The following is a 15,156-nucleotide window of genomic DNA, read 5'->3' as shown; positions in this document are numbered from 1 at the left end:
AAATCGTTTAATGGCTGTTTTGTAAAATTGAGATTTGATGCAGTTGGAAATTTTGTATCAGGATTAATTTAAATACGAGGCTAATACGGAAATGATAAATTTATATTTTATCGATGAATATTTTGTTTTTTATTTCTAACTATGCTTTACTATTTTATAGTTTTTTTGTGTCTAAATAGTTTGCCGGTTACAGACTTTATCAATAGGTTTTCTATTACAATAGTATATTTTGCTAGCATACAATTTCATACAACACCCAATTTTCATCGTCTTCCACAAAATTGTTCACCCATTTCATCCCTAGTTTCTCGAGAACACGGATAGAAGCGATGTTTTCAACACGTGCCCTTCCTACGATACGCGTTATATGCAGTCTATTAAATCCGTCTTCTATAGCCGCTTTAGCACTTTCAGTAGCATAACCATTCCCCCAATACTTTTTGAAAAAACGGTAGCCAATGTCATATTCATCGCTTTCAGGATGGTATTTGAGCCTACACCATCCTAAAGTTTCACCGGTATCTTGTCGAACTGTTAACATTCGACCTACACTATACTTTTCGTATTGGTCGTATGCGTCTAAAAAATTTGCTGTTGCTTCCACGTTTTCAAATGGCGAATCTCCGGTATAGCGGAGAACCTCTCTATCCGCGTTCAGTGCATGCATTGCCTCTCCGTCCTCTCTTGTAAAAGGACGTAATAGCAAACGTTTAGTAAAAAGAACTGTCATATAATCTGTCACGTTTGGTTAGCATTTATAAATATTTAGTTGTCCACTAGATGCTTGTATATTCTTTAATTTTCATCATCATAACAAACAAATATAACGAGCTTTCCACCAATTCTGTGTATGGCGCCATCCACGCCACCTCCACCCAATAGAGAACTATTCGCTGCGTTGACAATAGCATCCACTTCTATTTTCGTGATGTTGTCCTTTATTAGTTTTATCATGTTTATCCAATGTTATGTCTAGCCTTGATTTCCGTAATCACAGCTTTGTAATATTTAGCTTTATCTTTTTCTTTGATGGCGATCACCTCCACATCATTGGCTATTAGTAATTGTATTTTGTCTTTTGCTTCCTTTATATATTTCTCTGGAGTATAATAGAAGAGCCTGTTGGTAATGAAGCCACTTTTTTTATAAAACTTGTTCCTTGCACGATAGGTCAAGATCCACCAAAGGTCAATTTCAACAAAATCCAAGGAAAGACCGAAGATATGAATATCGTGGGTGAAAAATAAATCAATCCAAGACTGTAGTTTTAAGTGTTTTTTTTGACTTAATCTTTTTATTAGGGATGATTTGTAGATCTTGTCCGATGTATAATTTGGCCCATTTACAACGTAATCACGCATTTTTTGTAACTGCCCACAGTAATGTTCATAGCCTAGGTTAATTGATGAAGGGTTATGGCAGTCTCCATGAATATGCCAATATGTTTTCTGTTGAACTTCATACTGTCGAAATACACTATATGTAGTTTCTTTAATAACGCTACTGTTCCGTTCAGGCTTCAATCCCTCTAGACTAAATTCATAATTTGTGGTAATTATATTCTTGCAAGGCAGTTCTCTTATCAAATGATGGATTTCGTTAGGCTTGATCAAAGACAGATTATCGGCGATATACATTTTAAGCTCTTTTTCACTGATCAAATCTTGTTTTATTGCATGTAAGAATATCTCCTCGTAAAGCATAGGAAAAGGCTTCTTCCCATTTTCTAAAGGAGAGATATTATACTTGTTTTTTATGGTCGTCAATAGATCTGACCAGCTTATGCCCGGATTTAAGTTATTGATATCATTGCCAATCAGCACCGTGTAATTGTTCATTTTTAATGGTAGTGAATTGGTCTTAATTGTTTTATTAAAACCTGAACAGAAACATTATACCGAACCTCACTATCGTCTTCCATACAATAACAAACGTTTAAAAGCATAAATTGCAGGGAATTTTTTAAATTCGATTTCAATCCTAATTTTATATGCGGTAATGAATATCTGTTTTTGTTCTTCTGAAAGTCTTTGCAAATAAGGGATTAAAGCAGAGCCAGAAATAAAATCAAACAATTTTTCAGCGTTTTCGGCGATAATAGGATATGCCTTTTGTACGATATGAATGTCTTGCAAGCCACCTTCGAACATGATCTGAGCATAGTCGTCTATGCTCAACACTGGAGACTCTCTTTTCCAGCCGTGTAAGTAGTCAGAAAAAGGTTGCTCGGATACTAAATCAAGTAGAATTTTGTTGAGTTTATTTTCTGTTTGTACGGGCATTTGTACTGCAAACTGCCCTCCTGTGTTCAGCTTGGAAATCAACGTTGTAAATAACGTTTGATGATTGTCGGACCATTGTAAAGCGGCATTACTGAAAATCAGATCCCAAAGAGATTCCTTTTCTGCAAAATCTTCAATGGATAAATTTTGAAATTGTAATCGATTATTGATCAGTTTCTCGGATTCAACAAGCATTTCTTTGGAAGAATCGATCCCTAAAAAAGAGGTGTTCTCAAATTTCTTAGCGAGTATGGAGGTTTGTTCGCCAGTTCCGCAGCCTATATCTACAGCGTTTTGAATATTCTTTTCAGAGATCATTTCCATCAAGTCGAAAAAAGGTTGATACCTGATGTTCTTGAATTGATTATACTTGTCTGGATTCCACGGCATGTGTTATTATTTTTTAAGATTGACCCTTTTCTGTCTGGGAGCAGCTCCCTGATCGATCATGAAAAGGCATTTACGATAGATGTAATTCTATTTCTTTTTCATATAAAATTAGCAAATAATAATGAGCTAAACAATCGAGAAATTGTTGCTTTGAAAAATAGCTTTGTTTATTTAATTTAGTACTTTATTTCTAAGATCTGCTATTTTTAACTTAAAGAATCCCATGTTTCGAATAACATTAGTCGTCTTGCTATCGCTATGTCTTAGTTATGGATTTTCTCAAAAGAAGACTCGTATCTATAAGCTTAACCCGCCGTCGGAAAGTATTTCTATTTCCTTGTTTGATAAACTGATTTTGCTTGATAGAAGGGATTTTAAAGGTAATTTAGGAATTGTGCAACTTGGAGCATTCAATTCTAGGGCTCAAGTGGTCGCAGAGCCTTCGTTAGATATCCAGTTACAAGAGCAGCTTACGAAAGCAATTTCGGGAGAAAAGAAAGAAGGGACTTTGCTATTGCGTTTGGACAAGTTTTGCCTTGCAGAAGTGACGGGCGCAATGTCAGAATTTGGGTACTTTGATTTTACGGCTGTTCTTTTTGCGAAAGTGGGAGAGGACTCTTATCAAGAAATTGCGGCAATAGATACCTGTTTAGTTGTGGGAGGCATTGACGTAACGAAGAAAATATTAAATAAATCAAGCCAGATTGTTAACCATTTTCTACTGCATAATCTGAACCCTGTGTTTGATATAAAGCAAGGATATTCATTGGCTGACATCGAACGGTATCCAGAACTTTTGAAGCAGAAGATTCCTTTGTATCAGACTGAAACCTTGAAGGACGGGCTCTATCTGGATTTTCAGGAATTTAAAGAACAAACACCATCTGGGGGCCTTATGGAGATTAACCAAGAGAAACCGCGGACTCGTTTTTATCAACGTAATAAAAAAGATAAGTTGAAAGAAATAGGTGCCAAATGGTACTACGCGTTAGTTGTCAATGGCAGCCCTTATATCAGTTGTTTGGGAGATTTTTATCCGCTATATAAAGACGGTACAGACTATTATTTTACAGGCCCTTCTTTGGAAACGGCTTCTGCATCGTCTATTCTTGTATCTTCGATGCTATTTGGTGTAATTGGTGCGGCTGTTGCATCAAGTCCGAATAGCGTGGATTACATTCAAAAGCTTGATTTTCGAAATGGTAGTTTCGTTAAAATTGAACGATATAAATAGAATCTGCTAGGCCATCTCGCTAAGAATATAAGGAATATGAATATCGATGATTTTTTAGAATCTCTTGACAAATATGCTACGGACGAATGGGATTTATCCAATCAAATTCTGTATGAAATGTGTCAGAAATACCCAAGTAATATAGAAAGACAAGCTGTTCTTGCAAAAACATTGATTATAGGTAGGGTATATGCTGTAGCTCTAGAACGAAGGAAAAAGAACAGGGAACAGAGTGGTTTAATGGAGGAAGCTTTGATCAACGATGATTTCTATACAACGAGCGTTGTTTCTGTATTTGAAGATTTAGCTTTAGATGCAAAAATTGATAAGATCGGACAGTGGGTAGGTTTAGGAATTTTAGATCTTCATGAGGGGCAGATTCAGACCATTCTCCAGTTGCATAAACAATTAAGTGTAGCCTTTTTGGGGATTACAGGACTGAACAAACGATCCTTTGCTTCTAAATATTTGCATTTTCATTTGCCAAGTAGCTATTTCATTTATGATAGCAGAGCCGTAGAAGCTCTAAATATATTTTTTAAAGCATTCCCTGACGCTAAATCTCCAAGAAGCTGGCCAAAAACAGATCTATGTGATACCGATTACTCTTCTTTTTATATCCGTTGTATGGCTGTTTTGAGGTATCTTAGACAGTTGAAGCCCACACTTCATATTTCACCACGACATCTAGATAATCTATTAATCGCTATTGCAAATCAGAAGTTAAGAAAGACGGTGGTGTAGCTCCATAACCCATGCGTATTCTCGCTTTAAAACATTCATTTTAAATCTGATAAGTATTTAGCCTCCTCAGCTCCTGTTTTGTGAGGATTGGAACACTTTTTAACTTATGCATTGTCTAGATTTCATTATTCGAAGAGCGGGATATAGGTGCTTAATTGTCAATAGATTCTCTTTTGTTAACTCTAATGCAGACAATTTAAAAATGTGTTTTATTGCTCTACTGATCATCTCTTTATAAATTTATGAAAACCCTTATGAAATGCAAAGTTAAATAACTGAGGTGGCTATTACTAAACTTACCACCTCCAGTTGTTTGCCTAAGGCACTACGAACAAAATTTTTACTTCCGTTTAGGCATTAATTTTCATTGGTTTGAATATATTCGATTACTTTTCCGTCAGGTTGTTCTACAATAAATCGTACGCCTGTACTGACACGGTTTATTGGAATGATTATTTTCCTAGCTTTTTTCTCTAATATTTTCCAAAAAGCGTTTAAGTCGTCTACGACAAAGATGGCATGAACACGGCTAGGGATCTCGAGTGCCTCAGGGCCATCCACAGCTCCTAAAATAACAAAATTATCGACTTGACTCAGTTGATAGCCATCATGTGCGGCATAGAGGGAAACCTCTTTGCCTGTTATCTTTTTATAAAATTCTACGGTGCTTTCGAATGTATCTGTTACTATGGGGAGCAATACTGTTTTAATTTCCATAACTAATTTGTTTAACTTTAGGACAAAGCTATTCCGATCAATGGAAAAGCGCAATAACTCACTTTTTTATTAGTCAGATCAATGGGAAGCGGTATCAAAGAAAATTCGACCAATCAAGTGAACAAAAAGATCTTGTCAATACGCTGTGGCGTCAATGACACGCTTGATCTTATAGGCAAGCGATGGTTGATGACCATACTGTACGAGATATCTTTAGGGAACAACCAATTTTCGTCTCTAAGAAAAAGTATTCCTGAAATATCGGAACAAATGTTGGCTACTCGAGTCGGTTATCTGACTGCACAGGGACTTATTTCGAAAGAAGTGATTTCAGATGCTATTCCTGTACAAATTGTCTACAGTGTGAGCTCAAAAGGAAAGGAGCTCTTATCGTTGGTAGATGAATTATGTCAATGGAATAGGAAGTGGCGTGATGATAATGTCGCTTCAAAAGTTTGCAAATAGAGAGGAATCCTTGTGAAATTTTTAAAAATATTGAAATGCTCTAATTGTGTTCACTAGTAGAGTTGGGATATCAATATTTGAAAAAATACCATGATAATATTCCTATCTTTAAGAAAAAATCAGATTATTGACTAAATGAAAAGTGAGATTATGAAACAATGTTTTTCTGCTTTGGCGATTATATTAGGATTGCTATTTTCCTGTGACAAAAATGAGGGTGATATGATCGTTGAATTTCCAGTTACTGTTAAAGCAGTGAATCTCGTAAAAAACGGAGAAATCAGACTCTTTATCGCTGGAGAGGAACAATTTAATAAAAGCCTCATTAACAGGTTTGTGGATGAAAATTATTTTAATCGACAAGGTGGACCTGTAATTGGGGATATTACTTTTTTATCTGCTGATACAGTTATCATCGATTCAAATATGAAGGACAAGTATATTGTTAAAAACGAGGGCGATCAATTTTTACTGTATTCTGTAAGGTCCTATGTCGAAGATGTACAGAATTACGATAGATTTGATTATATATTGAAGTATCAGGCTCCATTACGTGAACCTACCCTTGGAGGAGGATATTTGACAAATGCGGTAAACGTAGCGTATGGCAATTATCATTCTTTGGAATGGTGCGTTTTGGTGTATAAATTTAGTTACGATAGAAATGGTAGTAGAGGCTTGTATTCTGGCCAACTTTCTAATGAGTTTAGTGGCGATGTGTCATTTTTACGTGCAAAAGATACGTTAGCAATCCAAGAATACAGGTTGATATTTAAGAAATAGTATAGCGACAATATCTTAAAGAAGAAATAGGGCTTCATTGTATTAAGCCCTATTTTCGAGAATATACATTTCGCTAAAAGTTAGTTGCCAAACGAAACGTTTAAACTATGTTTTTCCGCATAAGCTTTTCCTAAATCCAGTAGGGTGTTGTATTTTTGTTCGAAGCTGGGGCCATAAGTTGCGATGATCTTTTCAGAAGCTTTGGCGATTTCACTATCTCCACTTTTTTTGTCACATAACAATGCTAAGTCTAAGTACTCTTTCTTGTAAATGGGGAGTACAAAATTATACAGTTCCAAAGCTTTGATTTTTATAGTCTCTCCATCTTCATCCGGAGGCGTTGCATCTTCAATTTTTTTAATGGTTTGCTCGATATAAGCTGTTTTGGTTTGTACAATTTGTTGAGCTTCGTCTCCTTTATTTTTGGTTGCAGGTATATCTGGAAATTCTATTGTGCTCTCTACTAGTGTTTTTGTAAATCTTTCCGATGCAAATTCATGTAGAATATTTGTGTTTAGGATAGTCGTTTGGAAGAACTGATCAGGACTAGGCCGATTGCACGCCGTTATAAAAGTGATTGTCGCAAGTAATAATAAATAGGGAATAGCATTCAGTTTTTTCATGTGTTTAATTATTTTAAAAAACGGTATAGCTATAAAAATTATGCCACCTTTTGGTATTACTACTACGTAATAAGAAATAAGTGTTTGAAACTGTTCTTTCGAACACCTTAACCAAAATTTCTAAGATGAAATGTCTTAATTATGCGTGTATGTGAACTTTTAGTGCTTCTTCAGATTTTGAAATATCCTTTTCCCATCTATTTATCACCTTGGTCACTTTTTCTATTGCCGAAAGAACCGTTCAAAAATCTATGAGATAAACGAATTATGATTCGTTTCAACTGTATGCTTTGACATTACATGGTTAAGGTTAGGATTCCAAAGCTATACAATATAAAATGAGCATGCGTAATCCTAATCACCGTTATACCTAAAAATCGGAGCAACGTGCAGCATAGTCCTTGTGCGAAAAAGTACGTATGTTCTACATCTTCTCGTCACACAATAAACCACAAAGGCTTTGTTTCCCAGGTTTTTAGAATCCTATATTCCTCTCCATGACTGTATCTAAATTTTAGAATCTATTTTAATAATCAGATTATAACCTGTGTACCACTTGTCCCCTTCGGCACACTTGAATTTTCAAAAATATTTCTGTTTCCCCGTTTGCATAAGAATTGTCCTCTTCTTTATCATTAGTCGTCGTTACGCTAATGGACGGAGACATTTCCTCCAGCTCTGTCTGGATTAGACTAATAATCGTTTCTGTTTTTCCCCATGTTTCCATCCGATAAGGACGTGGTTGAAAGTCGATAAGTACGGCGAGTAACTTGACCACATTCCAGTTTGGTCTCGCCAACGTATTTCCGACAATGAAATTACGTAATGGACGTAATTTATCTGTGTCAAATTTTTTTATGATCTCGGATAGAGGTTGATTCGATTGCGTCGCGTTAAAAAAGTTTCTGAACACACGTTCATCGTGTTGATCTAAGTTGTTTTCACAACATTGTAGACACCAGTTTTTTAGGTCTTTGGTAGATGGCCATTCGCGTACAAAATCTAGTCGATTATTTTTCTTCAAATCTAGGTAGGCTGTCCTTACAGCCTGTTGGAATAAATTAAACATAATCTCAAAATTAAGCCTATTCAACATTTCAAAATACGGGAAACCGTAATTCTGGCTTTGTCCAAAAAGACAGAGATAAATTGGAAATATCTGGAAAACTATTGAAAGATTTTGAAACAAGTGGAAACATTGGAAAGCTTTGATGTTTAGGTGTTTGCCTGTAATACATTTGTTTCCGTAATCAGCTGATACACATTCGTTCTGTTTTGCAAAAAGACACGAAAGAATACAAAAGAGAAAAAGTCGCGGTAGTCTTTAACCGGTTTGGGAAGCAGTTACTGCCTCCCGCGATGGACACTCCCACTTCCCAAAAAATTCAGAAGGCCTTCTGAAAACCCAAGTAGCAATCCCGTGCACGGCGCGCGAGGACCTACCAAGTTTTTGACTTTTAATTTTTTGAAAAATGTGGTATTTAATATTGGCTCTTTTATTCGGCCAAGGCGGACAAACAAGTGGAGATACTTCAAATAGTGGACAGTCGACCACACAAACAACGAGTGCTACCAGCGATCACAACGGAGAGAATGGATCGACCCGGCCCCCTCGTCTTTTTTAAAAGACTTAATAAATTGTAAAAAGGCAGCGACTGCTGCCTTTTTTTATTTGTTTTTTTTTATCTTCAATCAGCGTATAAAAACAAACCTGGTTGAGACCGTTATTTATATATATTATCATGTTGTATTTCATGTCTTGCTCGCGACAACGAGAAGACGAAATACAGCCTATTAATAATTTACGTTATAACCAAGCTTATGAATTCCTAGATCAAGGTGAGGCAGACAGCGCCTTTCTTGCATTTAGTCAAGCAAAAGATATTTTTATTGAACAACGCGATAGCTTAAGAACTGCAAACTGCCTTATTCAGATGTCAATTACACAATATGAACAAGGCGATTATTTTGGAGCACAAGAAACAGGTATACAAGCCTTGACTTATCTCGATACGAGTGATCCTCGTCATAATATATATTTTAGTTCAACTTATAACAACTTAGGTAATACTTCAATGAATTTGTTTGATTACCTAAAGGCGATATCCTATTTTGATGTTGCGATTCATTACTCTGATAATTTTGATTACACTATAACCTACAAAAATAACAAGGCAATGTGCTATCAGAATCTAACAGAGTATGATAAAGCTATTCGGATATTCGAAGAAATTCTTCCGCAAGCTACAAAGGAATCGATGCAACATGCACGTATACTTTCCAACTTAGCTAGAACAAAATGGTTAAAGAATAGGACATATGATGCATTGCCAGAATTTCTTCAGGCATTGTCTATTCGGAAGAAAGAGAAGGATCTTTTGGGGCTGAATGCCAGTTATGTACATTTAACAGACTATTACCAAGCTAAAGACTTAGATTCAGCACTTTGGTACGCCAAGAAAATGTATGAGGTTGCGGAACGAATCCGAAATCCAGAAGATCAAATTTATGCTTTAAGTAAGCTTATTGAACTGAGTTCAGAAAGCGCTACAAAAGGATATTTTGAGACCTACCAGTTACTGGGTGATAGTTTACAGCGTGCTCGTGCAGAAGCCAAAAATCAATTTGCATTGATTAGGTATGAAGTCGAAAAAAATAAAGCAGACAATCTGCAGCTACAGAAGGACAACGCAGAAAATTCGAATCGATTAATACGCCAACGGGTGCTAAGTGGGAGTATCGCAGCGTTGTTTATCATAGCTGCTTTCATTGGAATATCATATCACAGAAGAAGAAAACAACGACTGGAGTACGAAGCACAGAATAATATTCAGGAAACGAAGCTCCATCTGTCGAAAAAGATCCACGATGTAGTTGCCAACGGGCTCTATCGCGTAATGTCCGAAATCGAATACACGGAAGACATTGATCGGGACGGTGTACTTGATCGGTTGGAAGACATGTATAACCGGTCTCGCGATATATCACATGAGGTAGAACAGCGGGATCTTACAAAAATTTCTTATAGCGAAGGCCTTGCAAATATGCTCAAGTCATTTGCCGGTGATGATTGCCGCGTAATTATAGCGGGGAATGATCTGGAACAGTGGATTGACATCAACAAACAAATTAAGCAAGAAATACAACATGTTCTTCAGGAATGGATGGTCAATATGAAGAAACATAGTCAGGCCGGACAGGTTGTAATACGTTTTGAACGGAATGATAATCACTTGAAGATCTATTATAAAGATAATGGAGTAGGTATGTCAAAAGAGAAGGGTAAAGGAAAAGGTATAGCTAATATGATATCTCGTATTGAAAATCTTGGTGGTAGCGTATTATTTTCAGGCGGATTAGGTGAAGGGCTCGGTATTACAATTGATATTCCACTTTTATAGGCAGATGATGCCCTGATATCGGATAAACGTAAATATAGATCGAGAAGGCGTGCTTGATCGGTTGGAAGACATGCATAACCGATCTTGCGATATATCACATGAGGTAGAACAGCGGGATCTTATAAAAATCTCATAGCGAAGGCCTCGCAAATAAGCTCAAGTCATTTGCCGGTGATGATTGCAGCGTAATTATAGCGGGGAATGATGTGGAACAATGGATTGACATCAACACACAAATTAAGCAAGAAATACAACATGTTCTTCAGGAATGGATGGTCAATATGAAGAAACATAGTCAGGCTAGCCAGGTGATGATACGTTTTGAAAGGAGCGGTAATGATCTGAAAATCTTTTACAAAGACAATGGAATCGGTGTGCCGGAAGAAAAAGGCAAAGGTAAAGGAGTCGCCAATACGGTTTCCCGTATTGAAAGTCTAGGGGGTAAAATTATCTTTGCCAGTGAGTTAGGGAAAGGACTCAGTATTACTACCGATATTCCAATTTTGTAAAAGACTATAATTGTATGTTCAAAAAAGTACTTATCGCCGAAGATCACGAGATAACTAACATTTCATTACAAAAGGCCTTGCACGATCTAGGTATTCAACACACCAAATATGTTTACTATTGTGATCACGCCTTGACGTGGATCAAGAAGGCTATTTGCGAAGACGAACCTTATTCTTTGCTTGTCACTGATATCGAATTTGAAGATGACGATAATCCACAAGAAATTAAGGATGGCCTTTCGCTGATCAAAGCCGTTAAGAAGATCCAACCGGATATCAAAGTTATTGTGTTGACGGCAAAAGATCGTTCAGCTGTACTGAATCAGATGTTTAAGAATAATCAAATTGATGGCCTCGTTAGAAAGGCCCGCCGAGACGGACAGCATCTTTCCGAAGCTCTGAAGGCTGTTTTTCAAAATCGTATTTATCAGTCGCCAGATAGCAAGAAGTTTACAGAAGAACAAAATTCGCATGAATTTACAGCGTTTGACCTCCATATCGTTAAGTTTTTATACGAAGGTATTTCACAAAAACAGATGCCGGAATACCTTCAGCAGCGAGGTATAAAGCCATCGAGTTTAAGTACTATAGAGAAACGATTAAATCTTATGAAAGATGTTCTCGGCTTTACTAAAAATGAACAATTGGTGGCCTATTGTAAAGAGATAGAATTGATATGATGCTGTTTTGCGCATCCTCAAAATTCAATGAATTTTCTGTAAAACATAAAATAAGAAATCCTGAAGGATGAACTTCAGGATTCTCACGAACTTACCAATTATTAACTTAATTTATGAAAATTACTATCTTAACGGCAGTTCCTCTCTATTTTGTATAACAGTTATCTAGGTTTAACACATCTTAACAACATGCTATTCTCCATCCTCGGCAGCTGCTATTTGCCATTCATTGTCATCTTCTGGGATTTCTTTTAGTAGCTCTTCTGCTTTCGCATAACGTTGAATGACCCTGATGGCCAAAAGCGTTAACGGAATACTGATCAAGTTGATAGCAATATCCAAAAATGTAACTTCTATTAAATCCAGGATTGTATCAGCCTTGCTCATCAACCTAAAGGAGAGTTGTCCAGCAAAATTATTAACTATCCAAAATATCCACCAAGTAGTGAGTAATGGTATTGATAACCCTTCTTTAATATCAGGATGGCGGCTTTCCAATAGGTCAGCTGTCTTTACATACATATCCTTCATAATCTGATAGGGTTTAAATAAGTTAAGGACGGGGATAAACCAACAATACGCAGCGTCTTTATCTGTATGCGAAAGGTAGCTGTCTCTCAAACTTAAATTGTAGTATGCCCGTCGAAACCATTGGATAAATGTTACGGCACCTGCGATAAAACATATTGCGTAAAGGATCCCGAAAATCAGCCGTCGTGAGTCGCTACTGTTGGCTGCTTCTTCGGATATTTCTGGAACCGACAACATTTCGTACTGGAGGTAATTTAAAAAGATGCCAATAAATTCAAGTGCTAGAATAAATTTCAGTACTAGAATTACATTCTTTGCTCGTTGCGCATTCGGCCGTAGCGCCTCTTGATGTTCAGTTAATACGGTAGTGGTCATAATTAGTTTTTCTTTAATGCAATACTTTTTGTTTTGTGCGAATATAATGATTGTAAGGATAACGTATTGTGATTTTTGTTAAAATTATCTGAATTAATAGGGGTATGCTTGACTGTCGGGAATTACTGATTTTAATTCCTGTATGGTGCGATTAAGGTCTTCCTGTGGAGTGCCCACAAAATAAGCATGATCTTCATTTCAATTCCTGTATGGTGCGATTAAGGTTCCTCAGGCGTTGAGCCTATAGCATTAACGAATAGTATTTCAATTCCTGTATGGTGCGATTAAGGTTTTTATCTTCATGTGTTATATAATAAAAAAATGCTATTTCAATTCCTGTATGGTGCGATTAAGGTTATTTCTATTGCTTGTCCTGCTATAACCTGAATTGGATTTCAATTCCTGTATGGTGCGATTAAGGTGATTAAAGCCAGTTCAATTTCTGCTTCCTTTTGCATTTCAATTCCTGTATGGTGCGATTAAGGTCAAGGCTGCCACAGCTCCGGATTCTTTAATCTCCAATTTCAATTCCTGTATGGTGCGATTAAGGTTACCCTTCCCTGCTCCTTTATGCACAAAGATCAAAATTTCAATTCCTGTATGGTGCGATTAAGGTCATCGTGATATCGCCCTCTCTTCTATCTTCTGACTTATTTCAATTCCTGTATGGTGCGATTAAGGTCTCACTTCGATTTCGATCAATATTAAGGTACAGTTATTTCAATTCCTGTATGGTGCGATTAAGGTTGTGCAGAATGCTCGTTTATCTTTGCCTCATCATAATTTCAATTCCTGTATGGTGCGATTAAGGTAATCGGAGGAAAAAACACCACGATCTTATTATCTCCATTTCAATTCCTGTATGGTGCGATTAAGGTCGTGCGGCTTTGTTCCACACCCGGTTGTTTTCGATCATTTCAATTCCTGTATGGTGCGATTAAGGTGTTAGCCATGTTCCAAAATGTAGAGCATCCTGCAAACATTTCAATTCCTGTATGGTGCGATTAAGGTGTTGGTTTTTGCATGTCCTCTGGCAAGTGCGCGACTTCATTTCAATTCCTGTATGGTGCGATTAAGGTCGTCTTAAATGGCGGTACGCGTTCCGGGAAGACGATTTCAATTCCTATATGGTGCGATTAAGGTATCATCAGTTATTCGACAATTCTACGATGTTGCCAAAATTTCAATTCCTGTATGGTGCGATTAAGGTTCTCGTAATCCTTTCATGAAGGTTTTGCCTTTCAAATTTCAATTCCTGTATGATGCGATTAAGGTTGTGTCAATCATGACCATAAAGCAATCCGTAGCCATATTTCAATTCCTGTATGGTGCGATTAAGGTTCCCAAAAGGCCTCGTCGACAGTTGCTGCCAATCTATTTCAATTCCTGTATGGTGCGATTAAGGTTTACGGATAAAATTCCATCTCCTACCCAAGAAGCTATTTCAATTCCTGTATGGTGCGATTAAGGTTATCGATGCAACAGACCAAGACACGGCAGGGTAAGAAATTTCAATTCCTGTATGGTGCGATTAAGGTATCTGGGATAACAGGATTGTCGATTGCCTGTAACATATTTCAATTCCTGTATGGTGCGATTAAGGTGATAACACCAAATAGCGACACTATTATGGATATTCATTTCAATTCCTGTATGGTGCGATTAAGGTTCTGAAAAAGGCACAGCTATAATAAAGAATACGACATTTCAATTCCTGTATGGTGCGATTAAGGTCTACTAGCTCGTCGTCTACGGTAGCTAACTTTAGTTTATTTCAATTCCTGTATGGTGCGATTAAGGTTTGAAAGAGCTATAGACGATCTCAGGAAGGGGGATATAATTTCAATTCCTGTATGGTGCGATTAAGGTTTCAGGCTTCGAAGCAGCTATAGACTTCCTAAGATCATTTCAATTCCTGTATGGTGCGATTAAGGTAAATATACCTCTCTCATAAAAATATCGATCTCTTCTTATTTCAATTCCTGTATGGTGCGATTAAGGTTTTTTGTACATATCAGTTAGTTTATCAAAAAATGATAATTTCAATTCCTGTATGGTGCGATTAAGGTTAAATTCTCTTAGATAAGCATGGAGTGAAAATATTATTTCAATTCCTGTATGGTGCGATTAAGGTTTTTGTTCATATTTCGGAATATCTTCCTTTTCACATTTCAATTCCTGTATGGTGCGATTAAGGTGAATTGTTCTATTATGACCCGACGCTTTCCGTTTATTTCAATTCCTGTATGGTGCGATTAAGGTGTTTTTTAATTGTACCGAATTCGGTATAATTAAAATCATTTCAATTCCTGTATGGTGCGATTAAGGTGCGTAAGCCTTTGGTTCTTGTTCAGCGCGGCAAAGATATTTCAATTCCTGTATGGTGCGATTAAGGTCACACGAAAACGAACGTACGGAATTA

The 15,156-nt window shown here is 36.8% G+C and carries 16 protein-coding genes and 1 CRISPR repeat array (1 of these 17 only partly in view); of the genes, 8 read left to right on the top strand and 8 right to left on the bottom strand.

The genetic code is table 11. The features are described 5' to 3' along the window. Nucleotides 1-232: 232 nt before the first annotated feature. From ACSZOX_RS01380 to ACSZOX_RS01365, 4 genes are all read right to left on the bottom strand, one after another. Nucleotides 233-730, bottom strand: coding sequence for a GNAT family N-acetyltransferase (locus tag ACSZOX_RS01380; protein ID WP_437917949.1), 498 nt, complete (start codon nucleotides 728-730; stop codon nucleotides 233-235). Between the two features lie 65 nt (nucleotides 731-795). Further along, nucleotides 796-954: a macro domain-containing protein gene (locus ACSZOX_RS01375; RefSeq protein WP_437917948.1), complete on the bottom strand. Its 159-nt coding sequence runs from the start codon at nucleotides 952-954 to the stop codon at nucleotides 796-798. Between the two features lie 2 nt (nucleotides 955-956). Beyond that, a complete protein-coding gene (locus ACSZOX_RS01370) occupies nucleotides 957-1,838 on the bottom strand; it encodes an SIR2 family protein (protein WP_437917947.1) in 882 nt (293 codons plus the stop codon). A 69-nt stretch (nucleotides 1,839-1,907) separates the two neighbouring features. Further along, nucleotides 1,908-2,672, bottom strand: coding sequence for a methyltransferase domain-containing protein (locus ACSZOX_RS01365; protein ID WP_437917946.1), 765 nt, complete (start codon nucleotides 2,670-2,672; stop codon nucleotides 1,908-1,910). A 223-nt stretch (nucleotides 2,673-2,895) separates the two neighbouring features. Here ACSZOX_RS01365 and ACSZOX_RS01360 point away from each other — a divergent pair, with 223 nt between their 5' ends. Both ACSZOX_RS01360 and ACSZOX_RS01355 read left to right on the top strand, forming a co-directional pair. Next, nucleotides 2,896-3,906 (top strand): hypothetical protein, encoded by a 1,011-nt coding sequence (locus ACSZOX_RS01360; protein ID WP_437917945.1) that lies wholly within the window; start codon nucleotides 2,896-2,898, stop codon nucleotides 3,904-3,906. Nucleotides 3,907-3,942: 36 nt separating this feature from the next. Then, nucleotides 3,943-4,650: a hypothetical protein gene (locus ACSZOX_RS01355; RefSeq protein WP_437917944.1), complete on the top strand. Its 708-nt coding sequence runs from the start codon at nucleotides 3,943-3,945 to the stop codon at nucleotides 4,648-4,650. A 357-nt stretch (nucleotides 4,651-5,007) separates the two neighbouring features. Here the strand turns inward: ACSZOX_RS01355 and ACSZOX_RS01350 are convergent, their stop codons facing one another. Next, nucleotides 5,008-5,367 carry a VOC family protein gene (locus ACSZOX_RS01350; RefSeq protein ID WP_437917943.1) on the bottom strand — a complete coding sequence of 120 codons (360 nt, stop codon included), beginning with the start codon at nucleotides 5,365-5,367 and terminating at the stop codon, nucleotides 5,008-5,010. A gap of 81 nt (nucleotides 5,368-5,448) precedes the next feature. Between ACSZOX_RS01350 and ACSZOX_RS01345 the strand changes: the two genes are divergently transcribed. Both ACSZOX_RS01345 and ACSZOX_RS01340 read left to right on the top strand, forming a co-directional pair. Further along, nucleotides 5,449-5,832 carry a winged helix-turn-helix transcriptional regulator gene (locus ACSZOX_RS01345; RefSeq protein ID WP_437917942.1) on the top strand — a complete coding sequence of 128 codons (384 nt, stop codon included), beginning with the start codon at nucleotides 5,449-5,451 and terminating at the stop codon, nucleotides 5,830-5,832. Nucleotides 5,833-5,967: 135 nt separating this feature from the next. Next, on the top strand, nucleotides 5,968-6,615 hold the full coding sequence (locus ACSZOX_RS01340) for a hypothetical protein (protein ID WP_437917941.1): 648 nt from the start codon (nucleotides 5,968-5,970) through the stop codon (nucleotides 6,613-6,615). 80 nt (nucleotides 6,616-6,695) lie between these two features. Here the strand turns inward: ACSZOX_RS01340 and ACSZOX_RS01335 are convergent, their stop codons facing one another. Next, nucleotides 6,696-7,238, bottom strand: a complete 543-nt coding sequence (locus ACSZOX_RS01335; protein ID WP_437917940.1) for a hypothetical protein — start codon at nucleotides 7,236-7,238, stop codon at nucleotides 6,696-6,698. 538 nt (nucleotides 7,239-7,776) lie between these two features. Then, the gene (locus tag ACSZOX_RS01330; RefSeq protein ID WP_437917939.1) at nucleotides 7,777-8,307 is read right to left on the bottom strand and encodes a hypothetical protein; all 531 of its coding nucleotides are present in this window, start codon (nucleotides 8,305-8,307) and stop codon (nucleotides 7,777-7,779) included. Between the two features lie 403 nt (nucleotides 8,308-8,710). Between ACSZOX_RS01330 and ACSZOX_RS01325 the strand changes: the two genes are divergently transcribed. The 4 genes from ACSZOX_RS01325 (at nucleotide 8,711) to ACSZOX_RS01310 (ending at nucleotide 11,828) form a co-directional block, all read left to right on the top strand. Then, nucleotides 8,711-8,863: a hypothetical protein gene (locus tag ACSZOX_RS01325; protein ID WP_437917938.1), complete on the top strand. Its 153-nt coding sequence runs from the start codon at nucleotides 8,711-8,713 to the stop codon at nucleotides 8,861-8,863. 117 nt (nucleotides 8,864-8,980) lie between these two features. Further along, nucleotides 8,981-10,639, top strand: coding sequence for a tetratricopeptide repeat-containing sensor histidine kinase (locus ACSZOX_RS01320; protein WP_437917937.1), 1,659 nt, complete (start codon nucleotides 8,981-8,983; stop codon nucleotides 10,637-10,639). 206 nt (nucleotides 10,640-10,845) lie between these two features. Beyond that, nucleotides 10,846-11,148, top strand: a complete 303-nt coding sequence (locus tag ACSZOX_RS01315; RefSeq protein ID WP_437917936.1) for a sensor histidine kinase — start codon at nucleotides 10,846-10,848, stop codon at nucleotides 11,146-11,148. Nucleotides 11,149-11,162: 14 nt separating this feature from the next. Then, the gene (locus ACSZOX_RS01310) at nucleotides 11,163-11,828 is read left to right on the top strand and encodes a response regulator (RefSeq protein ID WP_437917935.1); all 666 of its coding nucleotides are present in this window, start codon (nucleotides 11,163-11,165) and stop codon (nucleotides 11,826-11,828) included. Between the two features lie 192 nt (nucleotides 11,829-12,020). Here ACSZOX_RS01310 and ACSZOX_RS01305 read toward each other — a convergent pair whose 3' ends face one another. Then, nucleotides 12,021-12,734, bottom strand: coding sequence for a DUF4328 domain-containing protein (locus tag ACSZOX_RS01305; protein WP_437917934.1), 714 nt, complete (start codon nucleotides 12,732-12,734; stop codon nucleotides 12,021-12,023). A 128-nt stretch (nucleotides 12,735-12,862) separates the two neighbouring features. Continuing rightward, nucleotides 12,863-15,156: direct repeats of the CRISPR family, unit length 30 nt; unit sequence ATTTCAATTCCTGTATGGTGCGATTAAGGT; it runs 4,383 nt beyond the window's last position.

The sequence above is a fragment of the Sphingobacterium sp. LRF_L2 genome (genome assembly GCF_965644235.1).
Lineage (GTDB): Bacteria > Bacteroidota > Bacteroidia > Sphingobacteriales > Sphingobacteriaceae > Sphingobacterium.
This window is presented reverse-complemented; position numbering and strand designations above follow the sequence as displayed.